Source organism: Streptomyces sp. iso_384 (assembly GCF_056172905.1).
Genome location: NZ_JBWBTT010000001.1, coordinates 7113254 through 7133786, shown reverse-complemented (window position 1 = coordinate 7133786; position 20533 = coordinate 7113254). Strand labels below are relative to the sequence as shown.

17 protein-coding genes are annotated in these 20533 nt (G+C 72.9%); 7 read left to right on the top strand and 10 right to left on the bottom strand.

The annotated features are described in order from the left end of the window. Positions 1 to 59: 59 nt before the first annotated feature. Entirely contained in the window at positions 60 to 1247 is a 1188-nt protein-coding gene (locus AC0VY3_RS32010; protein ID WP_475551187.1) for a thiolase C-terminal domain-containing protein, read from the bottom strand. 163 nt (positions 1248 to 1410) lie between these two features. On the opposite strand from AC0VY3_RS32010, the gene AC0VY3_RS32005 reads away from it, so the two are divergent. Both AC0VY3_RS32005 and AC0VY3_RS32000 read left to right on the top strand, forming a co-directional pair. After that, complete coding sequence (locus AC0VY3_RS32005; RefSeq protein WP_475551186.1) at positions 1411 to 2637, top strand: acyl-CoA dehydrogenase family protein; 1227 nt, start codon at positions 1411 to 1413, stop codon at positions 2635 to 2637. Continuing rightward, a complete protein-coding gene (locus AC0VY3_RS32000; RefSeq protein WP_475551185.1) occupies positions 2634 to 3119 on the top strand; it encodes a nitroreductase/quinone reductase family protein in 486 nt (161 codons plus the stop codon). Before AC0VY3_RS32005 ends, AC0VY3_RS32000 begins: the two co-directional genes overlap by 4 nt. A 216-nt stretch (positions 3120 to 3335) precedes the next feature. Here the strand turns inward: AC0VY3_RS32000 and AC0VY3_RS31995 are convergent, their stop codons facing one another. After that, positions 3336 to 3983 carry a TetR family transcriptional regulator gene (locus AC0VY3_RS31995; protein WP_103507184.1) on the bottom strand — a complete coding sequence of 216 codons (648 nt, stop codon included), beginning with the start codon at positions 3981 to 3983 and terminating at the stop codon, positions 3336 to 3338. A 351-nt stretch (positions 3984 to 4334) separates the two neighbouring features. Here AC0VY3_RS31995 and AC0VY3_RS31990 point away from each other — a divergent pair, with 351 nt between their 5' ends. Both AC0VY3_RS31990 and afsK read left to right on the top strand, forming a co-directional pair. After that, entirely contained in the window at positions 4335 to 5144 is an 810-nt protein-coding gene (locus AC0VY3_RS31990) for a VOC family protein (RefSeq protein ID WP_475551184.1), read from the top strand. A gap of 282 nt (positions 5145 to 5426) precedes the next feature. Further along, positions 5427 to 7859: a protein serine/threonine kinase AfsK gene (afsK, locus tag AC0VY3_RS31985; protein ID WP_475551183.1), complete on the top strand. Its 2433-nt coding sequence runs from the start codon at positions 5427 to 5429 to the stop codon at positions 7857 to 7859. 227 nt (positions 7860 to 8086) lie between these two features. On the opposite strand, the gene AC0VY3_RS31980 is transcribed toward afsK, so the two are convergent. Continuing rightward, complete coding sequence (locus AC0VY3_RS31980) at positions 8087 to 8749, bottom strand: hypothetical protein (protein WP_103507918.1); 663 nt, start codon at positions 8747 to 8749, stop codon at positions 8087 to 8089. A gap of 197 nt (positions 8750 to 8946) precedes the next feature. Between AC0VY3_RS31980 and AC0VY3_RS31975 the strand changes: the two genes are divergently transcribed. Next, the gene (locus AC0VY3_RS31975) at positions 8947 to 9474 is read left to right on the top strand and encodes a hypothetical protein (RefSeq protein ID WP_475551182.1); all 528 of its coding nucleotides are present in this window, start codon (positions 8947 to 8949) and stop codon (positions 9472 to 9474) included. Positions 9475 to 9501: 27 nt separating this feature from the next. Here the strand turns inward: AC0VY3_RS31975 and AC0VY3_RS31970 are convergent, their stop codons facing one another. The 3 genes from AC0VY3_RS31970 to AC0VY3_RS31960 are packed head-to-tail and all read right to left on the bottom strand — an operon-like array spanning position 9502 to position 11907. Beyond that, a complete protein-coding gene (locus tag AC0VY3_RS31970; RefSeq protein WP_475551181.1) occupies positions 9502 to 10278 on the bottom strand; it encodes an enoyl-CoA hydratase/isomerase family protein in 777 nt (258 codons plus the stop codon). 3 nt (positions 10279 to 10281) lie between these two features. Further along, complete coding sequence (locus AC0VY3_RS31965) at positions 10282 to 10731, bottom strand: Zn-ribbon domain-containing OB-fold protein (protein WP_475551180.1); 450 nt, start codon at positions 10729 to 10731, stop codon at positions 10282 to 10284. Positions 10732 to 10758: 27 nt separating this feature from the next. Continuing rightward, complete coding sequence (locus tag AC0VY3_RS31960) at positions 10759 to 11907, bottom strand: lipid-transfer protein (RefSeq protein ID WP_475551179.1); 1149 nt, start codon at positions 11905 to 11907, stop codon at positions 10759 to 10761. A 99-nt stretch (positions 11908 to 12006) separates the two neighbouring features. On the opposite strand from AC0VY3_RS31960, the gene AC0VY3_RS31955 reads away from it, so the two are divergent. Further along, the gene (locus AC0VY3_RS31955; protein WP_475551178.1) at positions 12007 to 13560 is read left to right on the top strand and encodes a FadD3 family acyl-CoA ligase; all 1554 of its coding nucleotides are present in this window, start codon (positions 12007 to 12009) and stop codon (positions 13558 to 13560) included. Positions 13561 to 13699: 139 nt separating this feature from the next. Here the strand turns inward: AC0VY3_RS31955 and AC0VY3_RS31950 are convergent, their stop codons facing one another. Beyond that, positions 13700 to 13876, bottom strand: coding sequence for a hypothetical protein (locus AC0VY3_RS31950; RefSeq protein WP_181010759.1), 177 nt, complete (start codon positions 13874 to 13876; stop codon positions 13700 to 13702). Between the two features lie 205 nt (positions 13877 to 14081). Next, positions 14082 to 17036 carry an SARP-family global regulator AfsR gene (afsR, locus tag AC0VY3_RS31945; protein ID WP_103507925.1) on the bottom strand — a complete coding sequence of 985 codons (2955 nt, stop codon included), beginning with the start codon at positions 17034 to 17036 and terminating at the stop codon, positions 14082 to 14084. A 292-nt stretch (positions 17037 to 17328) separates the two neighbouring features. On the opposite strand from afsR, the gene AC0VY3_RS31940 reads away from it, so the two are divergent. Then, positions 17329 to 18549, top strand: a complete 1221-nt coding sequence (locus AC0VY3_RS31940) for an amidohydrolase family protein (RefSeq protein WP_103507926.1) — start codon at positions 17329 to 17331, stop codon at positions 18547 to 18549. Positions 18550 to 18661: 112 nt separating this feature from the next. Here AC0VY3_RS31940 and AC0VY3_RS31935 read toward each other — a convergent pair whose 3' ends face one another. Both AC0VY3_RS31935 and AC0VY3_RS31930 read right to left on the bottom strand, forming a co-directional pair. Further along, the gene (locus AC0VY3_RS31935; RefSeq protein WP_242741605.1) at positions 18662 to 19489 is read right to left on the bottom strand and encodes a MerR family transcriptional regulator; all 828 of its coding nucleotides are present in this window, start codon (positions 19487 to 19489) and stop codon (positions 18662 to 18664) included. 98 nt (positions 19490 to 19587) lie between these two features. Continuing rightward, positions 19588 to 20487: a MurR/RpiR family transcriptional regulator gene (locus AC0VY3_RS31930; protein WP_374935458.1), complete on the bottom strand. Its 900-nt coding sequence runs from the start codon at positions 20485 to 20487 to the stop codon at positions 19588 to 19590. Positions 20488 to 20533 lie beyond the last annotated feature (46 nt).

Here is a 20533-nt window from a genome sequence, read left to right as displayed (position 1 = left end):
ACCCCCGGGCCCGGATCACTGCGGGGCCGCTCCGGGGCCACCCTCTGCCGGCCCTCCGCTCACCCGCGCCCCAGCACCACCGTGCCCGACGTACAGAACCAGCCGCCCGTCCCGGAGGCCACCGCCAGCTCCGGCAGGCCGCCGCCCGGCCGGTGGACCTGGCGTTCGCCGGCCTCGCCGCGCAGTTGTCGTACCGCCTCCACCAGCAGGAACAGCCCGCGCATCCCGGGGTGGCAGGCGGACAGGCCGCCGCCGTCCGTGTTCACCGGGAGCTCGCCACGCAGCCCGGTGCGGCCCTTCTCGACGAACGCGCCGCCCTCGCCCTTCGCGCAGAAGCCCAGGTCCTCCAGCGTCACCAGCGTCATGTACGTGAACGCGTCGTAGATCTCGGCCAGGTCGATGTCGGCGGGCCGCACCCCGGCCCGTTCGAAGGCCAGTCGGCCGGAGACGGCGGCGGGGGAGACCGTGAAGTCCTCCCATTCGGACATCGCGGAGTGCGAGACGTGCTCGCCGGTGCCCAGGATCCACACCGGGTGCTTCGCCGTGTCGGGCACGTACTCCTCGGCGGCCAGCAGCACCGCGCAGCCGCCGTCGCTGCGGATGCAGCAGTGCAGCTTGGTGAACGGGTCCGCGATCATCGGGCCGGAGAGCACGTCGTCCACCGTGATCGGCTCCCGGAACATCGCCTCCGGGTTCGCCGCCGCGTTCGCCCGCGCCGTCACCGCCACCTCGGCGAGCTGTTCCAGCGTCGTGCCGTACTCGTGCATGTGGCGGCGGGCGGCCATCGCGTACTTGGCGATCAGCGAGTGCCCGTACGGCACCTCGAACTGCGCCGGCCCCCGCGCCCCGAACGACAGGTTCGACGTACGGCGACCCGCCTTGATGTCGGCCCGGGCCGTCGACCCGTACACCAGGAGCACGGCGCGGGCGCGGCCGGCGGCGATGGCGTCCGCCGCGTGCGCGGCCATCACCTCCCAGGTGGCGCCGCCCACCGCCGTGGAGTCGACCCAGGTGGGCCGGAGCCCCAGATACTCCGCGACCTCCACCGGGGCGAGCGTCCCGAGCCCCGCGGAGGCGAAGCCGTCGACGACCGAGCGGTCGAGGCCGGAGTCGGCGAGGGCGCGGCGGGCGGCCTGGGCGTGCAGGGCGTACGGAGTGGCGTCGTCGACGCGGCCGCAGTCCGCGAGCGCCACGCCGACGGCGGCGACCCTGCGCGGACGAGGGGAGGAGGCCTGGGCTGGCAGCATGAATCTGACGGTACATCAGATATCGGTCTCCGCAACCTCGTGCGCGCGACCTCTTCCTTCGGTCCCGGCGTATGCGCGACCCTGGGAATTCCCTTGCCCCGCACCTAATATGACGGCTCGTCAGATCGGGAGCCGCCAGGCCCCGGGTGGAAGGAGCCCGCAGATGGACGCCGCCTTCACCGCGGAACAGCACGAGATCCGCCGCACCCTGCGCGAACTGCTCGCCCGGGCCGCCGGACCCGGCGCGATCCCCACCGCCGTGGGCACCGACGAGGGCTACGACCCGGTCCTGTGGCGCAGGCTCGCCCGGGAGCTAGGGCTGCCGGGCCTCGCACTCGCGGAGGAGTACGGCGGGGCCGGCTGCACGGCCACCGAGCTGGCCCTCGCCTGCGAGGAGACCGGGCGCGCGCTGCTGCCCTCACCGCTGCTCGCCACCGCCGCCCTCGCCGCACCCCTGATCGCCGCCCTCGGCACTCCGGACCAGCGCGCCGTCCTCCTGCCCCGGATTGCCGAGGGGGTCCTGACCGCCGCCCTCGCCGTCCCCGGCGGCTCGCTCGCCACCGCCCTCGGCCTCACCGGCGACAACCGCGACGGGGCCTGGGCGGGCGGCGGCCGGGCGGGCGGCATCCAGGCCCGCGGACCCGGGGCCGGTGACGGCGAGGGCGGCGGTGGCTGGCGGCTCTACGGGGAGGCCGAGCGGGTCCTGGACGGCCACAGCGCGGGGCTGCTGCTGGTCGCCGCGCACACCGGGGGCTATCCGCGGAGCCGTACGCTCCTGTTCCTGGTTCCCCGTGACACGGCCGGGCTGGTGCGTACCCGGCTCACCGCCCTCGACGAGACCCGCCCACTGGCCCGCGTCGAACTCCGCGACACCCCCGCCACGCTCCTCGGCGCGGACGACACCGCCGACACGGCCGACGCGCTCGCCGCCGTCGGGCGTGCCGCCGCCGCGATCCTCGCCGCCGAGGCGGTCGGGACGGCGGCGAGCGCCCTGGAGCGCACCGTGGAGTACGTGAAGGCGCGCGAGCAGTTCGGCAGGGCCGTCGGCTCGTTCCAGGCCGTCAAGCACCGCCTGGCCGACCTGTACGTACGGGTCGAGGCGGCCCGCTCCGCCGCGTACCACGCCGCCCGGGAGCCGGAGGCCGGCCCGCTCGCACTCGCCCAGGCCCTGGAGGCGGCCCGGATCAGCACCGGCGAGGCCGTCCAGCTGCACGGCGGCATCGGCTTCACCTGGGAGCACGAGGCGCACCGCTACCTCAAACGGGCGGCGGGCGACGAGCTGCTGTTCGGCCCGGTCCACCGGCTGCGCGACCACGCGGCGCAGCGGGCCGGCCTCTTCGCGCCCGCACGGATGCCGCTCGCCGCAGCGCCCGGGGCGGGCGTCCGATGACCGGCGCCCGGGGCGCGCGCCTGATCCAGAAGGTCTCCTCCACCCGGGCCTTCGGGCGGATCGCCCCGCATGCGGTCCCCGTGCTGGACCGGTCCGTGCACCGGCTCACTCGGGGCAGGGTGCTGCTCAGCGCCCGGATGCTGCCGGGACTCGTCCTCACGGTGCCCGGGGCGCGTACGGGCCGGCCGAGGACCACCCCGCTGGCCTGCATGCCGGAGGGCGAGGCGGAGAGCGGCTGGATCCTGGTCGGCAGCAACTTCGGCCGTACGGGGCATCCGGCCTGGACCGCGAATCTGCTGGCCCGCCCGGACGAGGCCGTCGTCAACTGGCGTGGCCGGGACATCCCGGTGCGCGCGACCCTGCTGGAGGGCGAGGAGCGGGCCCGGGTGTGGGAGGCCGCGCTGGCGTTCTGGCCGCCGTACGCGGCGTACCAGCGACGGGTGGAGCGGCAGATCCGGCTCTTCCGGCTGGAGCGGCGGTAGGGGCTGGAGTGGCGGTACGGGCGGTAGCGGCCGCAGTCGCTCGCCGGGAGGTGTGCCGAAGCCGGTCCGGTCCTGCGGGAACGCCGACGGCGGACCACCCGCAGGGGTGCGTGGGTGGACCGCCGTCGGTGAGACAGGACGTGGGGCGTCCGGGCGAACGGGTGCCCGCCCGGTGGCGCGGGACATCCGGGGGCGGTGGGCCTCCGGCGCCCCGGCCTACTTCGTCGGCTTCTTGCCGGTGATGCCGAGGTGGACCAACAGGGCCAGGTTGGGCCGCAGTTCGGCCTGCTTCACACCCCAGGTGGTGAAGCCCTTCTGGTGCGAGGCGACCGCGGCCAGCATCGCCACCAGGGAGCCCGCCATCGCCGCGGGGCTGACGTCCTTGTCGACCTTGCCCTTGCTCTGGAGCTCCTTCACGGAATCCGTGAGGGAGTTGGTGACCGAGTTCAGGATCTTCATGCGGATCTTGTAGAACCGTTTGTCCCCCTCGGCCGCGCCGAGGTCGATCACCCGGAGGATCGCGTCGTTGTGCCGCCAGAAGTCGAGGAATCCCTCGACGAGTTGCTCGGAGGTCGCCCAGCCGGCCTTGCCGATCCAGGAGCGTCCGGCGACCAGTTCGGTCAGTCCGGCGCCCTCCTTGGCGACTTCCTCGGCGATTTCGAGGACGGCGCCCTCCACATCGGGGAAGTACTGGTAGAAAGTCGCGGGTGAAGTCCCGGCCTTCCGGGCGACGTCGATGACTTTGACGTCCCGGTACGGCGAGGAGCTGAGCATCTCGCTGAGGCAGTCGAGCAGCTTCTGCCGCGTCGCCTGACCGCGTCGACCGGCCACGCGGCCGTCGACGGTGCGTACTTGTCCTGTCATGCCGTCAGCTTACCGAGGGGTGATGGGAGCGCGATTCGGCCGACTGCAAATGGGGAACGCCGCAGGACCGGCGGGGTGCGCGGGGGCGGTGAGCGACGGTTTTCAGCCGCGGTGCGGGAGGCCCCGGAGCGTGCGGGAGCCCCCGGAGCCGGGGGTGCTGCCCGGCGTAAATGTTATCAACAGCCTGTGGACAACTTCGGTGGACAACTTTCGTCCACATGGTGGGCGCACACTTCATCAATCGGTCAAAGGTTCTCTTCAGGTGCACCCGCCGCGCTCGGGGCGCGCCGGACCGGAGGCGACGTTACGTTGACTGTGACGGGCGTCACTGCTACGGAAGGACCCGGTTCCATGGCCGCATTCGCGCATTCCGCGCCGTGCTGGGCGGACGTGCAGCTCTCCGACCTCGAAGCGGGCAAGCGCTTCTACGGCGGGCTCTTCGGCTGGACCTTCCGGGCGGGCGACGGCATGCCCTTCGCGGACGCGCTCAGCGACGGCCGCCTGGTCGCCGCGCTCGCCGCCAAGAAGGACGGCCGGATGCCCACGGCCTGGGGCGTCTACTTCGCCACCGACGACATCCGGGCCACCGTCGCCGAGATCCGCGAGCACGGCGGCCAGATCATCACCGACCCGGTACGGGCGGGGCGCGCCGGGATCGTCGCCCAGGCGGCCGACCCCGGGGGCGCGGTCTTCGGGCTCTGGCAGCCGGAGGAGCGCGCGGGCTTCGAGAAGCAGAACGAGCCCGCCTCCTTCTGCTGGACCGAGGTCTACACCCGGCAGCCGGACCGGGTGGATCCCTTCTACGAGAAGGTCTTCGGCTTCCACGGCACCGACCTGGACGAGCCGGGCCATGACCTCGCCGGCGACTCCGAAGCGCTGGTCGACTTCCGGATGTGGTCCCCCGAGGGCGCCGAACCGGGCCCGGACACCGCCGTCGGCGGCCGCAGCGTCATCACGGACGCCTTCCCGGCCGAGATGCCGAGCTACTTCCTCGTCTACTTCGCCGTCGCCGACTGCGACGCCGCCGCCGAACTCGCCGTACAGCTCGGCGGCCGGGTCGCCCAGCCGCCCTTCGACATCCCCTCCGGCCGGATGGCCGTCCTGCACGACGACCAGGGGGCCGCCTTCGCCGTACTGCAGCCCGACGAACTGCTTCCGTGACCGGTGCACCTGACCGGTGCACCTGACCGGTACAGCTGACCGGTACAGCTGAACCCGGTGTGGACGGATACGGGACGAAGTGACATGGGACACCCCGATCCGCCCCCGGGTTCGCAACCGGAGCCCGAGCCAGGAAGAATCGGGGTGCGTACCGCCAGGTGATGCCCAGTGGTGAGACCCTGCACAGGGCGCGCTGCGCAGGGCGGGATCCGACCGGGCAGCAACGGGCGGTAATTCGCGGACTTCGTCGCCGAGGTCCGGTGACGGGGAGGTGGCAGGCAAGTGGTGGAGCAGCTGACGCAGCACGACCCGAGACGGATCGGCCCGTTCGAGGTGCTGGGACGGCTCGGGGCCGGCGGCATGGGGCTGGTCTATCTCGCGCGCTCGGCGTCCGGCCGGCGGGTGGCGATCAAGACGGTGCGGACCGAGCTCGCCGAGGACCAGCTCTTCCGGGTCCGCTTCACGCGCGAGGTCGAGGCCGCCCGCGCGGTCAGCGGGTTCTACACCGCCGCCGTGGTCGACGCCGACCCCAGGGCCGCCGTGCCCTGGCTCGCCACCGCCTACGTGCCCGCGCCCTCGCTCGAAGAGATAGTGAACGAGTGCGGCCCCATGCCGACCCAGGCCGTGCGCTGGCTGGCCGCCGGTATCGCCGAGGCCCTCCAGTCCATCCACGGCGCCGGCCTCGTCCACCGCGACCTGAAGCCGTCCAACGTCCTCGTCGTCGAGGACGGCCCCCGGGTGATCGACTTCGGTATCGCGTCCGGCGTCTCCAACACCCGGCTGACCATGACGAACGTCGCCGTCGGCACACCCGCGTACATGTCGCCCGAGCAGGCCAGGGACTCCCGCAGCGTCACCGGGGCCAGCGACATCTTCTCGCTGGGCTCCACGCTCGTCTTCGCCGCCACCGGCCACGCCCCCTTCCACGGGGCCAACCCGGTCGAGACGGTGTTCATGCTGCTGCGCGAGGGCCCCGACCTGGAGGGCCTGCCGGACGACCTGCGGCCGCTGATCGAGTCCTGCATGCAGATGGACGCCACCCAGCGGCCCAGCCCCGCCGACCTCCAGGCGCAGCTCGCCCCGCACCTCTTCGCCTCCGGCAGCGACGACAGCGGCACGGCCTCGGCCTGGCTGCCGTCCCGGGCCACCGCGATGATCGAGCGGCGCAGGGGCGGCGGGCGCACCGCCCCGCCCGCCCCGGTGTCGCCCCCGCCGCCCCCGCGGCAGCCTCCCAGGGCCCCGGAGCGGGACACCGCCTGGCGCAGCGGGACCGACCTCCGCTCGCCCTCCCCGCTGGCCTCGCCCTCCCCGATGTCCGGTGCGTCCGGCCCGGCCCCCTCGGCGGGCCCGTCCGCGGCCCCCGACAGCGGGCCCGTCCAGCTGCCCGGCGCCAAGGTGCCGATCGGTCCGGGACCGCGTGCGGGTGAGGTGCGCGGGGCCGCCGCCGCGCACCCGGCGGCCGCCACCGGCTGGGTCCGCCCGCCCGCCGGAGTGAACGGTTCGCCGTCGGCGGCCACGGCCCCCACCGCGCCCGTCCCGGCCCCCGGGCCCGCCCAGGACGGCGCGGCCCCCGCCCCCGACCGCTGGCGGCCCTGGCGCTTCCGCATGTCCAACGACGTGTGGGGCACGCCCGTCGTCTCCGGCGATCTGCTGTACGTGACGTCCTTCGAGGTCCACGCGCTGGACGTGGGCAACGGCCGCCGCCAGTTCAAGACCCGGGACGTGGCCTGGGCGATGGCCGTCGAGAGCGGCCGCATCCACGCCTCGGACGGCCCGTCGCTGTACGCGCTGGACGCGGCGAGCGGCGCGGAGCAGTGGCGGCTGTCGACCGACGCCTGGGTGTACGCGCTCAAGGCCGACCGGGGCACGGTCCTGACCGCGACCCGGGGCGGCGGCGTCCAGGGCTGGGAGGCCTCCAACGGCGAGAAGCTGTGGGAGATCACCGGTGCGCAGAGCGACTTCGAGACGGCGGAGGCCGGGCCGGTCATCCACGACGGCACGGCGTACGTCTGGCAGGACGCCCGGCTGCGTGCGCTGGACGCGCGTACGGGCATCGAGCGCTGGTCGTACCCCATCGGCGACGCGGCCTCCTGCGGCGGCGTCCCGGTCCGGGTCACCCCGGCGCCCGACGGTTACGTCTACATCGCGGCGGGCACCCGGGTGCTGGCGGTGGAGACCGGCTCCGGGCGGGTGCGCTGGCACTTCGAGTCGCCCGCGGTCTTCCTCTCCCCGCCCGCGTTCGCGCCGGGCCCGGCGGTGACCGGCGGCGGGGTGTACCTCGCGGACTACCTCGGCACGGTGTACGCGCTGGACGCGGCGACCGGCAAGGACCGCTGGCGCATCGCCACGGAGGCCCGCTCCTCGATCGAACCGGTGCTGGTCGCGGTGGGCAACGTGCACGTCGGCAGCGGCAGCGCGCTCTACACCCTGGACGCGGTCACCGGCACCCCGAAGTGGCGCTTCGCTGCGGGCGGCGACGTGGTGGGCTCCCCGGTGGTGGCGGACGGCCGGGTCCACTTCGGCTCGGCGGACCACGTGCTGTACACGCTGGACGCGGCGGGGGGCCAGCTGCGCTGGAAGCTGGCGACGGGCGGCGAGATCACGGGCTCGCCCGTGGCCCGGGCGGGCGTGGTGTACGCCTGCAGCAAGGACCGCTGCGTGTACGCGCTGGACGCCCTGAAGGGCACAGGCACGGGCAACCGGGCCCGGACCTGAGCGCTGCTTTCGTCCTCAAGCGCCGGACGGGCTGGACAGGCGTCCTCAAGCGCCGGACAGGCTGAAAAGATGTCCTCAATCGCCGGACGGGCTTGATTCCCCCGCCCGTCCGGCCCACCCCAGCCCGTCCGGCGTTTGAGGACGGACCCCTTGTCCCGGGGAGCGGTGACCCTGCGGACCCCCAGCCTGTCCGGCGTTCGAGGACGGAACCCTCGGCCCGGTGGTCGTCAGGCCGGTGGTGGGTGGTGCGGTGGATGCACCGGATCCCGGGGGTCGTCCTCCGGATGCGGTACCCGCGGATACGACCGCGTACGGGCGTCACGCGGATCCGGCCCCGTGTACGGCTCCACCTCCGGCTCCGGCCACGGCGACTGCTGCACCGACATCCCCGGCTCCTGCGTGGGCGGCCACGTGTCCACCTGATCCGCCGCCGGCGCGGCATACCGCTCCACCGGCTCCCGCTCCCGCCGGCTCCGCCGACCCCGCCCCCTCATCAGCAACGCCCCGATCACCATCAGCACCCCACCCGCCAACGCGTTCGCCACCCCCACCTGCAACCCCGCCCCGTCCCCGCCCACCACCAGCGAACCCGACGCCTGCCCCTGGCGGACCATCCACAGGATCGTGAAGCCCAGCACCACCACGCCCGCGAAGGCGACCACGAGCCGCGAGCGGAGCACCACGCCCACGATCACCAGCAACGCCGCGACCAGGAACGGCAGCAGGATCGAGACCAGCACCCCCGACTCCGTGGCGGTGATCCCCTCGAACAGGTCCCGCACCCGGTACTCGTGCCCGGCCCGCCCGGCGTACCAGTCGCGGAACGGGCTCAGCACGGCGGAGGCCGCCCCGGCCAGCGCGACGACGGAGCCGAGGATGTTGCGGATCATCGTCAGGCCTCCAGGGGCGTACGCGAACGGCCCCCGCCACCGACGCTACGCCGGGACGATCACCCCCGCCACGCGGACCATGACCGGACCGTGACAGGGTCATGACCCGAACATGGAGTCCCGCACGGCATGCTGAGGGTCACAACGCACGCCACAGGCTCGACAAACGGCAACGAAACTCAAGGGGGGCTGCATCCATGATGCGGCGACAGATGAAACTCGCGGCGGTCCTGGTCGTGGTGGTGCTCGCGCTCACCGGATTCTCCACCTCCACCAGCGGCGGCAAGAGCGGCAAGAGCAAGAGCGGCAAGAGCAGCAGTTCGGGCGGCGGCTGCTCCAGCTCGAAGAAGAGCAACAACGGCTACCGCGACCACGACTACGACGACGACAGCTCCTCGTCCTCCGGCTCCTCCGGTTCCTACGGAACCCCGACGCCCACCGCGTCCGACGCCCCCGCCGTCCGGGTCATCCGCTGCGCCGCGCCGCGCAAGGGCAAGCGCAAGGCGGTCACCACGTCGCTGGTCGAACTGAGGGCGAACGAGCCGGGCTCGCAGGCGTACGAGATCGACGTGCGGTTCGTCGACGCCCTGGGCCAGACCGTGGACACCGCCGAGACCACCACGAACCTGGACGGCGGCGAGGTGCGCACCCTCACCGTGCGGATGGAGAGCCCCGGCAAGGTGTCCCGGGTCAAGCGCTGCGAAGTGACCGCGGTGGCGCTCTAGGGCCGGCCGGCGGCGGCCGCACCCGGGTCACCGCACCCGCGGCTCCCCGCCCCCGTCCCGCCCCCCGAACAGCTCCGTCTGCCGTTCCGGGGGCAGGTTGCCGAGGGCGATCAGTGCCGGGGCCTGGGCCATCGCCTGGGCCCTGGCCGCCTCCTTCGCGGACCACACCGCCCGGACCGTGCCCTGCACCGCCTCCGTCGGATATCCGGCGACCACCTCCGCCGACCGCAGCGCCGCCGCCACCGCGCGGCCCGGCTCCGTCACCTCGCTGACCAGCCCGACCGCGTACGCCCGCGCCGCGCTCACCCGCTCCGCGGTGCCCATCAGCGCCATCCGGGCCACCTCCCCGAACGGCATCCGCTGGGCCATCGCGATCGCCTCGTACGCCGAGACCATCCCGTACGTCGTGTGCGGGTCGAAGAACGTCGCCTCCCGGGACGCGACGACGAACTCCGCCTCGCCCAGCAGATAGAACGCCCCGCCGCACGCCATCCCCTCCACGGCCGCGACCACCGGCTTCCACAGGTCGTTGGCCTTGGGCCCGATGCGCAGGAGCGGATCGTCGAGGGCGTACGGGGAGGGAGGCTGCGGGACCTCGACGCCCCGGTCGATCCCGGTACAGAAGGCCCGCGTCCCGGCCCCGGTGAGAACCACCGCCCGGATCGCCTCGTCGAACCGCAGCTCCTGCCACAGCAGAACAAGTTCGCCGGCCGTCTCCAGGTCGATCGCGTTGAGCTTCGCCGGCCGGTCCAGGGTGACGAGCGCGACCCCGGTCCTCTCGTCCCGCTCGGTGCGCAGGGCCATCGCTCACCGCTCCAGGAGCCAGCGCACGAGCGTGACGTCGCCCCCGGGCCCGGCCGGGCAGAAGACGGCCCGCACCGGAGCGCCGATCCGCAGCCGCGCCGGGTCCACCGAGTTCAGCGGGGCGTCGGGCGAGGCGACGACGTTTCCGGCGAGCCGGATCCGCGGGGCGTCCGCCAGCTCGACCAACACCGCGTTGTACGGAGCCTGTTCGGCATAGGCGGGAAGCAGGGGCGGGTGCGGGATCACATACGACCAGAGCCGGCCGCGTCCGCTCATCAGCCGCCACGCGCTGTCGAAGGACCCGCAGCGCGGGCAGCAGGGCCGGGGTGGGAAGCGCAGTTCGCCGCAGGCGGGGGAGGCGCAGGCCTGGACGCGGAGTTCGCCGCGCGCGGCGAACTCCCAGAAGGGCGCTCCGTCCTCGTCGACGACCGGAAGCAACAGGGATTCGCTCATGGTGGCTCTCCTCAACTCCTCGACTGCTCAGTTCCGCAGCAGGACGGCCGATGTCGGTACGCCCTCGCCCGCCGTGACCAGGCAGGTGGCGGCGTCGGGCACCTGGGCGGTGGAGGTGCCGCGCAGTTGCTTCACGCCCTCGGTGATGAGGTTGAAACCGTGGACGTACGCCTCGCTCAGCCCACCGCCGCCGGTGTTGACCGGCAGCCGCCCACCGCTCTCCAGCGCACCGCCCTCGGTGAACGCCCCGCCCTCGCCGCGCCCGCAGAAGCCGTAGCCTTCCAGCGAGAGCGGGACGAGCGGGGTGAACGCGTCGTAGATCTGGGCCACATCGATGTCCTGCGGCCCGAAGTCGGCCTGTTTCCACAGCTGTCGGGCTGCGGTCCAGGCGGGGCCGGTGAGCGGGTCGTCGTTCCAGTAGTTGACCATTCCGTGGTGCTGGGTGGGCAGCCCCTGGGCGACGGAGTGGAGGTAGACGGGCCGCTGCCGGCAGTCGCGGGCGCGCTCGGCGGAGACGATGACGCACGCCAGCGCCCCGTCGGTCTCCAGGCAGTTGTCGAAGAGGCACAGCGGTTCGCTGATCCAGCGGGAGTTCATGTACATCTCGCGGGTCAGCGGGCGTTCGTACATGATCGCGTCCGGGTTCTGGTTGGCCCGGTTGCGGCAGGCGAGGGCGACGTTGAAGAGGTGGTCGCGGGTGGCCCCGTACTCGTGCATGTAGCGGCGGGCCAGCATGCCGATCTCGTCGGCGGGCCGGAGCAGTCCGTAGGGCCGGGTCCACTGGGCGGGCGTGGGGAGTTGGGCGGCGGTGTTCCTCCACGGCCGGGGGCCGGACCCGCGCTTGCGGGACCGCCAGGCGACGCCGACGCTCGCCTGTCCGGTGGCGACGGCGGCGGCGAGATGGGCGAGTGTGGCGCAGGAACCCCCGCCCCCGTACCCCACCTTGCTGAAGAACGTGACGTCCCCGGCCCCGATCGCCTTGGCGACCTCGACCTCGTCGGTCTCCTCCATGGTGTACGAGGCGAATCCGTCGACCTCCGAGGGGGCGATGCCCGCGTCGTCGAGGGCCGCCAGGATCGCCCGGCAGGCGAGTGTCTTCTCGGATTCCGGGAGCCGTTTCGCGAACGCCGTCTGCCCGATCCCGGCTATCGCCGTCGCGTCCTTGAGCGTTGCCATCCGCTGACCTCCCGCACCGTCGCGCCTGCTGACAGCGGCAGAGGCTACCGTTAATCTGACGGATAGTCAGCTAGTGCGGCGGCGGAAGGCGGGCGCGTGATGCGGGGCGACGAGGAGTGGGGCACCATCCCGGGGCTGGTGCGGGCGGCGGCGGAGCGGTACGGCCCGGCCGAGGCGGTGGCCGACGGCCGCATCCGGCTCTCGTACGCCGAGCTCGGCGACCGGGTGGAGCGCGCGGCGGCCGCGTGCATGGCCGCCGGAGTGGAGCCGGGCGACCGGGTCGCGATCTGGGCCCCGAACACGACGGAGTGGATCGTCTCGGCGCTCGGGGCGGTGACGGCGGGCGCGGTGCTGGTCCCGCTCAACACCCGCTTCAAGGGCACGGAGGCGGCGTACATCCTGCGCCGCAGCCGGGCCAGGCTGCTGTTCGTCACCGGCACGTTCCTGGGCACCTCGTACGTGGCGTCGCTGCGGCGGGCGGAGGTGAAGCTGCCGGATCTGGAGCAGGTGGTGGTGCTGGCGGACACGGCCCCGGAGGACTACACGAGCTGGCCGGACTTCCTGGCGGCGGGGGAGGGGGTGGAGCCCTCCGCCGTGCGCGAACGGGCGGCGGCCATCGCCCCCTCGGACCCCTCCGACATCATCTACACCTCCGGCACCACGGGCGCGCCCAAGGGTGCGGTGATCACGCACGCCCAGACGCTGCGCGCCTACGCGATCTGGAGCGAACTGGCGGGCCTGCGCGAGGGCGACCGCTATCTGATCGTGAACCCGTTCTTCCACACCTTCGGCTACAAGGCGGGGATCATCGCCTGTCTGACGCGGGGCGCCGTGATGGTGCCGCAGCCGGTGTTCAACGTGGACACGGTGCTGGCGAACATCGCGGCGGAACGGATCTCGGTCCTGCCCGGCCCGCCCACGCTCCACCAGTCGCTCCTGGACCACCCGGCACGCGACGCGCACGACCTGTCGGCCCTGCGCCTGGTGGTGACGGGCGCGGCGGTGGTCCCCCTCCAGCTGGTGGAACGCCTGCGCAACGAACTGCACATCGCGACGGTCCTCACGGCGTACGGCCTCTCCGAGGCGAGCGGCATCGTGACCATGTGCCGCCGGGGCGACGCGCCGGAGGTCGTGGCCACCACCTCCGGCCGGGCGATCCCCGGCACCGAGATCCGCGTCCTGGCGGAACCGGGCGCTCCGGGCGAGGTCCAGGTCCGCGGCTTCACCGTGATGAGCGGCTATTTCGAGGACCCGGACACGACGGCCGCCACGATGACCGAGGACGGCTGGCTCCGCACCGGCGACGTGGGCGTCCTGGACGGGGCGGGCAACCTGCGGATCACGGACCGGATCAAGGACATGTTCATCGTGGGCGGCTTCAACGCCTACCCGGCCGAGATCGAACAGCTCCTCGGCCTCCACCCGGACGTGGCCGACGTCGCGGTCATCGGCATCCCGGACCCGAGGCTGGGCGAGGTCGGCAAGGCCTACGCGGTCCGCCGCCGCGGCGCGACGCTCACCGCGGACGACCTGATCGCCTGGTCCCGCCGCGAGATGGCGAACTTCAAGGTCCCCAGGGCGGTGGAGTTCGTCCCGGATCTCCCGCGCAACGCGAGCGGCAAGGTGGTGAAGGGGGAGCTGCGGGCTCTGTAGCCGCCGATCCCGGACACGCGTGAGGGGCCCGAGCGTTTCCCCCGGCTCGGGCCCCTCACACATTCCCCCGTACCGCGACCGCGGCGGCTCCCCCTCGGCGTCGCCGTGGTCGCTTCCCCCGTATCCCCGTCGGGAGGGTCTAGGCGGGCTCGCCCGTCGCGTGGTTGTCGAGCGGCTTGACCGTGCCGCCGGTGGCGTGGTTGTCCAGCGGCTTCAGCGCACCACCCGTCGCGTGGTTGTCCTGCGTCGTGGCTTCCCCGCCGGTGGCGTGGTTGTCGAGCGGCTTCACGACCGGCTTCTTCTGCGCATCGCTCATGGTGTTCTCCAGCTCCCTGAATAGCTGTGCTCGGACTCGACGAGCCCGCCCGGCAACTCCCCCGTCGGGTTGCCGGGCGGGTGTCATCTGGCCGCTCAACGTACCTCTACGGCCGTAGCCGGCCCGTCTGCCCCCCGACGCGACGGAACGACTGGGACCACAGTGTCGGGAAGCGATAAACGAATGATGAACGTTCACCACCGGCTCAGCCGGGCAGCGTTGGCACGAGCAACTTGCGTACGGTCTCGATCTCCGCCGAGCCGAGCGTCTCGTATATGTCCAGCGCCTCGCGCCAGCAGACCTGGGCCCGGCCCGGCTGTCCGATCTCGCTCAGTGCCCGGCCCAGCACGGTGAGGACGTTGCCGCGCCGCCACTCCCCGCCGATGCCGCGCAGGATCGCGAGGGCCTGTTCGGACTTCGTGGCCGCCTGCGCCGGAAGGCCGGCCGCCAGGTCCACCTCCGCGAGACGGAACGTGGCCATGCCCTCCCAGAGGCGCTGCCTGCTGTCCCGGAACACCGCCAGCGCGTCGTGGAGTTGCTCCGTCGCATCGGCGAACCGGCCGCTCTGTGTGAGAGCCAGGCCGAGAGCGTAACGGCCGTTCGCGCCGCGCAGCGCGTGGCCCAGCTCGTCGTAGATGTCTATGCCCTGCTGGGCCAGGGCCACCGCGCTCGTGGTGTTCCCCATCGCCAGATGGATACGGGAGAGGTTGCACAGGGCGCTCGCCTCGCCCGGGTGGTTGCCGTCGGCCCGGAAGTTGGCGATGGCCTGCTCCAGATACGCCTCTCCCTCAGCGTGGCGGTTCTGGTACAGCGCGATGATGCCGAGGTCGTTCGGAGCCCAGCAGCTCGGCAGCGGGTCGTCCACGGCGCGGGCGAGCCGCATGGCACGCTGCGCGTCCCGCTCCGCCTGGTCGAACCGGCCCGCGACCAGGCGTGCGTTGGTGAGGGTGATCAGCGCCCGCCCCTCGGCCCGCGCGTCGTCGCTGGACCGCGCCAGATCGCGGATCGTGATCGCCGCGGCCTCGTACTGCTTGGAGTTCGCGCCCGACTCCGCGAGGTCCTTGGTGGCCCAGAGCAGATCGACCGCCCGGCGCACCGTACCGGGCCCCGACGACTGACGTACACAGGCGAGCAAGGAGTTGGCCTCCGTGTAGAGCCAGTCCTGAGCGCTGTGCCGGTCGGCGAACGTCAGCCCGCTGTACTGCGTGGGCTCCCGGTGATCGGCCAGCCGGTCCCCCGGCCGCTCCAGCGCGTACACCCCCGCCGCCGTCGCCAGATAGAAGTCCAGCAGCCGCGACAGCGCCGACTCCCGCTCCACCGGCTCCTCGTCCCGTTCCGCGCACGCACGCGCGTAGAGGCGCACCAGGTCGTGGTAGCGGTAGCGGCCCGGGGCTGCGGACTCCACCAGGCTCGTGTCGACCAGGGCCTCCAGGAGGTCCTCCGCCGCGTGCGGGTCCAGGTTCAGCAGGGCCGCCGCGGCGGCCAGCGAGATGTCCGGGCCGTCCGCGAGGCCCAGGAGGCGGAAGGCGCGGGCCTGGGCCGGTTCCAGCTGGCCGTAGCCGAGTTCGAACGTGGCCTTCACCGCGAGGTCGCCCGCCTGGAGCTCGTCCAGCCGGCGGCGTTCGTCGGCGAGCTTGGCGGCGAGGACCGAGACCGTCCAGGTGCGGCGGGCCGCGAGGCGGGAGGCGGCGATGCGGATGGCCAGGGGCAGGAAGCCGCACGCGGCCACCACGTCCAGCGCCGCCTCGCGCTCCGCGCCGACCCGTTCGTCGCCGCCGATCCGGGTGAAGAGCTGCAGCGCCTCCTCCGGCGACATCACGTCCAGGTCCACCAGATGCGCCCCGGCCAGGTCCACCATCCGCACCCGGCTCGTCACCAGGGCCGCGCACCCCGGCGTACCGGGCAGCAACGGGCGGATCTGGGCGGCGTCGTGGGCATTGTCGAGGAGGATCAGGATGCGGCGGCCGTCCAGCGTCGAGCGGTACAGCGCGGCCCGCTCGTCCAGGGTGTCCGGAATCGCCGAGTCCGCCGTGCCGAGCGCGCGCAGGAACGAGCCGAGGACCGTCTCCGGCTCCGCCGCCCTCGCCCCCGCGCCCTGGAGGTCGACGTAGAGCTGCCCGTCCGGGAAGTGCCGACGGGCCTGGTGGGCGACGTGCACCGCCAGTGTCGTCTTGCCGACGCCGCCGATCCCGGCCACCGCGGAGACCGCCATCACCGAGCCCTCGGAGGTGGCCAGCCGGCTGCCCAGCTCCGCCACGAACGCGGACCGGCCGGTGAAGTCCGGAACGGTGGCGGGGAGCTGTGCCGGCTTCAGCGGCGCGGGCGCGGGCGCCGGTTCGTCCGCCGGGCGGGCCAGCTCCTCGTCGGCGCGCAGGATCCGCTGCTGGAGCTGGGCCAGTTCGGGGCGCGGGTCCACGCCCAGCTCCTCCGCGAGGAGCCGGCGGGTGTCCGCGTAAACGGCGAGGGCCTCGGCCTGCCGGCCGCTGCGGTACAGCGCCACCATCAGCAGTTCGCGCAGCCGCTCGCGCAGCGGGTGCGCGGCGGTCAGCGCGGTCAGCTCGGATACGGTCTCCGCGTGGCAGCCGACCTCCAGGTCCAGGTCCAGCCGCGTCTCGGTGAGCTGGAGCCGCCACTCCTCCAGCCGGGTGCGCTGGTTGTCCGCGTACGGGCCGGGCACGGAGGCCAGCGCCTCGCCGTCCCACAGGCCCAGCACCTTGTTGATCAGGACGCGCGCCTGGCAGCGGTCCCCGGCCGCCCGCGCCTTCTCGGCCTCGCCCGCCAGATCCTGTGCCAGCGTCAGGTCGAGCGCCGCCCGGTCGGTCCGGATCGCATAGCCGCCGGACTCGCTCACCAGGGTGTCCTGGCCCAGGATCTTGCGCAGCCGGGAGGCGTACGTACGGATCGTGGCCAGCGCCTGTGAGGGCGGGTCCTCGCCCCAGAAGGCGTCGATCAGCTCGCCCGCGGTGGCCGTCCGGCCCTCGCGCAGCAGCAGCGCGGCCAGCAGGGCGCGCTGCTGGGGCGAGCCCGAGGAGAGCAGCTCCGAGCCCCGCCAGGCCCGTACGGGGCCGAGCACGGTGAACCTGAGGGCGTCCGCCGTACCCGGTTTCTCCGGAGCACGCTGCTCCGGTACGCGCACGCGTGGTCCGTTGTCACGGTCCATTGATGCCCCCCTGTCCTGCTCGCCTGCCGGTCCCGCTCGTCTGCGGATCCTGCCGGTGGTGCCCGCACCCGCATGTCCGCCCGTGCGTCGATGCGCGTCAGGCATCCGGATGGCGCGGTACCGCTGGTATCGCGCTCAACAGTCTGCCTTGTCCCGGGCGGACTCGTCAGCAGTGGGTGACGCTCTGCACAAGCCCTCGACAACGATTCGGGAACCGAGCCCCGTGCCGGACCCGGCGTGAATGCCCGCACGCTAGCTGACGGTTCGTCAGATCGGCGCTACCGTGGAACACATGGAGACCTTCCCGAAGATCATCTCGGTGGACGACCACACGGTGGAGCCCGCTCATGTCTGGCGGGACCGGCTCCCGTCCAGGTATGCGGACTCCGGTCCGCGCGTCGTTCGCGCACCGCTGAAGGAAATGACCTTCATGGGCGGAAAGTTCGCGCCCGTGATGGGTGTGAAGGGCGACGACGGGCCGGTCGGCGACTGGTGGGTGTACGAGGATCTGCACCGCCCGCTCACCCGTCTCGACACCGCCGTCGGCTACGACAGGGACGAGATCAAGCTGGAGATCATCACCTACGAACAGATGCGGCCGGGCTCGTTCTCGGTCCCGGACCGGCTCGCCGACATGGACGTCAACCATGTGCAGTCCGCGCTCTGCTTCCCGACCTTCCCGCGTTTCTGCGGGCAGACGTTCACCGAAGCGAAGGACCGCGAGCTGGGGCTCCTCGGCGTGCGCGCGTACAACGACTGGATGGTGGAGGAGTGGTGCGGCCCCGAGGCGCACGGCCGCCTCATCCCGCTCACCCTCGTCCCGCTGTGGGACGCGGAGCTCGCCGCCGCCGAGGTCCGGCGCAACGCGGCGCGGGGCGTGCGCGCGGTCGCGTTCTCCGAGATACCTCCCCATCTCGGACTTCCGTCCATACATGCGGACGACTGGGATCCGTTCCTCGCGGCCTGCGACGAGACCGGCACCGTGATCGCCATGCACATCGGCTCCTCGTCGAAGATGCCGTCCACCTCCGCCGACGCCCCGCCCGCCGTCGGCTCCACCATCACCTTCGCCAACTGCTGCTTCTCGATGGTCGACTGGCTGATGAGCGGGAAGTTCGAACGCTTCCCCCGCCTGAAGATCATGTACGCGGAGGGGCAGATCGGCTGGATCCCGTACATCCTGGAACGCGCCGACGTGGTCTGGGAGGAGAACCGGGCCTGGGGCGGCGTCGCCGAGAAGGTCCACCGCCCGCCGTCCGAGCTGTTCGCCGAGCACGTCCACGGCTGCTTCTTCGACGACGCCTTCGGGCTGAAGAACCTCGACGCGATAGGCGTCGGCAACGTCCTGTACGAAACGGACTACCCGCACTCCGACTCCACCTGGCCCCGCTCCCGCGAGGTCGGCGAGGAGCAGATGGGCCACCTGGCTCCGGACGTCGTCGACCGCATCGTCCGGGGCAACGCGATCGACCTGCTGGGGCTCACGGAGGACGGGCTCTGGGCGGGGGCGTAACGCGTGGGGGAGTGACGCCGGGGGCGGGTGCGTGTCGCGTACGGGGGCGGGTCGCCGCGTGCGTGCCCGCGTACGTACGGGGAGGGGACGCCCCTCCCCGTACGTCACCGCGTCAGGCCTTCGCCACCGGCTCCTGGAGCTCCGTCACCCACGCGCTCCGGTCGGCCGGGCACTCCAGGTTCACCTCGCGGGTGTAGCCCGTGGAGCGGTAGCCGTTGGCGTCCAGCCAGCGGGCCAGGGTGTGGGCCGTCGGCAGGACGTCGTCCATCGCGCCCCGGTGCACGATCGTCGCCGCCTCGAACGGAGGCAGCTCCACCACCCGCACCCCCGTGTCCCCGACCGCGCCTGCCGGGGCCGACACCGTCACCCCGGCGTGCACCGTGATCGCGCCGCCGCCGCCGGGGGCGTCCTCGTACCGGGCGATCCCGGGACCGGTGGGCCGGAGGCCGGCGCCCTCCAGGAGCGGGAAGAGCCTGTCGTACAGCGGGCCGATCACCGGACCGATGTCCTCCGGCTGGTAACTCGCGGCCGTCCCGGTCAGCTCGGCCACCCGGACCGCCGGAACGGTCTTGATCACAACGTCGTCGGCAGGCATACGCCCCTCGCTCTCGATCGACCGGAGCCTCGCCTCGACCCGGGCCAGCCGCGTCGACGCGCCCGCCACCGCCTCCGCCAGCTCGGCCCGGCGCAGCCGCAGCATCCCGCGCAGCTCCTCCGGGCCCACCTGCTCGTCCAGAACGGCCCCCACCTGCTGGAGCGTGAAGCCGAGGTCCTTGAGCGCGATGATCCGGTTGAGCCGCGCCAGCTGGGCCGCGCCGTAGAGGCGGTAGCCGGTGGCGGGGTCGGTGCGGTCCGGGTGCAGCAGCCCGATGGCGTCGTAATGACGCAGCATCCGGGGCGACACCCGGCCGTACCTGGCGAAGTCTCCGATGGTGAACATGATGGCTCCCACTGCACCGCCTCACACGGTGTCAAGGTCAAGGCCGAGTGCGAGCGACGTCGGGGCGGGGGTCCTCGGGCGTGCTGTCGGCCGTGCCGTCAGCCGTGCCGCTTCGGGTCCAGCAACTGTTCGCGCAGGGCCGTCAGCTGGTGCGAGGAGTCGACGGCCCGGTCCTCGTCCAGGGTGGCCAGCGCCAGCAGCAGCGCGTCGGCCACCAGTAGCCCGGTCAGGGACTCCGCCGTTATGCCGGTCGGCGTGTGCGGCGCGGTGAGCACCGCGTCGACCCGGTCCGCGTACGCCTCGCCCAGCTCGTCCGTCACCAGGACCACCTTCGCGCCGACCGAGCGGGCCCGCTCCATCAGGACCGTCAGCTCCATCAGCCGCCGCCCGGGCTGGAAGATCACCACCGCGTCGCCCTGCCCGAGGGCCAACAGCTGGTCCGCCAGTGCGAAGCCGGTCTCGGACACGGCCCGGGCCCGGCGGCCGATCCGGCCCAGCGCCAACGCCAGGTGCCGCGCGCCCGGTTCCGAGGCGGCGACCCCGTAGGCGAAGACCTCGCGGGCCTCGGCGAGTGCGGCCACCGCACGCTTCAGCGAGTCCGGTCCGGTCAGCCGGCGGGCCTGGTCGATGCGCTCTTGGGCCTCGTCGAACACATCGGTCCAGATGGAGTCCAGATCCTGGCCCACATGCGCGATGCGCCGCTTGAGCCGCACCTCGGGGGCGACGGCCGAGGTGAAGTCGTTGGCCAGCTCCCGCTTCAGCGCGGGCAGACCGGCGTAACCGAGGCGTTGCAGGGCCCGGACCACGGTGGCGTTGCTGGTGGAGCTGGCCGCGCCGAGCTGCTGGGCGCTGGCGAAGAGCAACTGCTCCACCGGCGCGCTCACCAGGTACTGGGCCACGGCCCGTTCGGATGTGGACAGACCGTTCCATTGGTCACGAATGGCGGCACGGAGGCGCGTCACTCCGGTCTCGTTCTCTGGAATTTCCATTACAAGCATTGACTTCCGTGTGACCGGCGTTACTGTCCTGGGCAGAACGTTCCAA

What these genes read in the sequence shown, in the direction of transcription:
- AC0VY3_RS32010 (WP_475551187.1), bottom strand. Translation starts at nt 1,247, where the DNA reads ATGCTGCCAGCCCAGGCCTCCTCCCCTCGTCCGCGCAGGGTCGCCGCC.
- AC0VY3_RS32005 (WP_475551186.1), top strand. Translation starts at nt 1,411, where the DNA reads ATGGACGCCGCCTTCACCGCGGAACAGCACGAGATCCGCCGCACCCTG.
- AC0VY3_RS32000 (WP_475551185.1), top strand. Translation starts at nt 2,634, where the DNA reads ATGACCGGCGCCCGGGGCGCGCGCCTGATCCAGAAGGTCTCCTCCACC.
- AC0VY3_RS31995 (WP_103507184.1), bottom strand. Translation starts at nt 3,983, where the DNA reads ATGACAGGACAAGTACGCACCGTCGACGGCCGCGTGGCCGGTCGACGC.
- AC0VY3_RS31990 (WP_475551184.1), top strand. Translation starts at nt 4,335, where the DNA reads ATGGCCGCATTCGCGCATTCCGCGCCGTGCTGGGCGGACGTGCAGCTC.
- AC0VY3_RS31980 (WP_103507918.1), bottom strand. Translation starts at nt 8,749, where the DNA reads ATGATCCGCAACATCCTCGGCTCCGTCGTCGCGCTGGCCGGGGCGGCC.
- AC0VY3_RS31975 (WP_475551182.1), top strand. Translation starts at nt 8,947, where the DNA reads ATGATGCGGCGACAGATGAAACTCGCGGCGGTCCTGGTCGTGGTGGTG.
- AC0VY3_RS31970 (WP_475551181.1), bottom strand. Translation starts at nt 10,278, where the DNA reads ATGGCCCTGCGCACCGAGCGGGACGAGAGGACCGGGGTCGCGCTCGTC.
- AC0VY3_RS31965 (WP_475551180.1), bottom strand. Translation starts at nt 10,731, where the DNA reads ATGAGCGAATCCCTGTTGCTTCCGGTCGTCGACGAGGACGGAGCGCCC.
- AC0VY3_RS31960 (WP_475551179.1), bottom strand. Translation starts at nt 11,907, where the DNA reads ATGGCAACGCTCAAGGACGCGACGGCGATAGCCGGGATCGGGCAGACG.
- AC0VY3_RS31955 (WP_475551178.1), top strand. Translation starts at nt 12,007, where the DNA reads ATGCGGGGCGACGAGGAGTGGGGCACCATCCCGGGGCTGGTGCGGGCG.
- AC0VY3_RS31950 (WP_181010759.1), bottom strand. Translation starts at nt 13,876, where the DNA reads ATGAGCGATGCGCAGAAGAAGCCGGTCGTGAAGCCGCTCGACAACCAC.
- afsR (WP_103507925.1), bottom strand. Translation starts at nt 17,036, where the DNA reads ATGGACCGTGACAACGGACCACGCGTGCGCGTACCGGAGCAGCGTGCT.
- AC0VY3_RS31940 (WP_103507926.1), top strand. Translation starts at nt 17,329, where the DNA reads ATGGAGACCTTCCCGAAGATCATCTCGGTGGACGACCACACGGTGGAG.
- AC0VY3_RS31935 (WP_242741605.1), bottom strand. Translation starts at nt 19,489, where the DNA reads ATGTTCACCATCGGAGACTTCGCCAGGTACGGCCGGGTGTCGCCCCGG.
- AC0VY3_RS31930 (WP_374935458.1), bottom strand. Translation starts at nt 20,487, where the DNA reads ATGCTTGTAATGGAAATTCCAGAGAACGAGACCGGAGTGACGCGCCTC.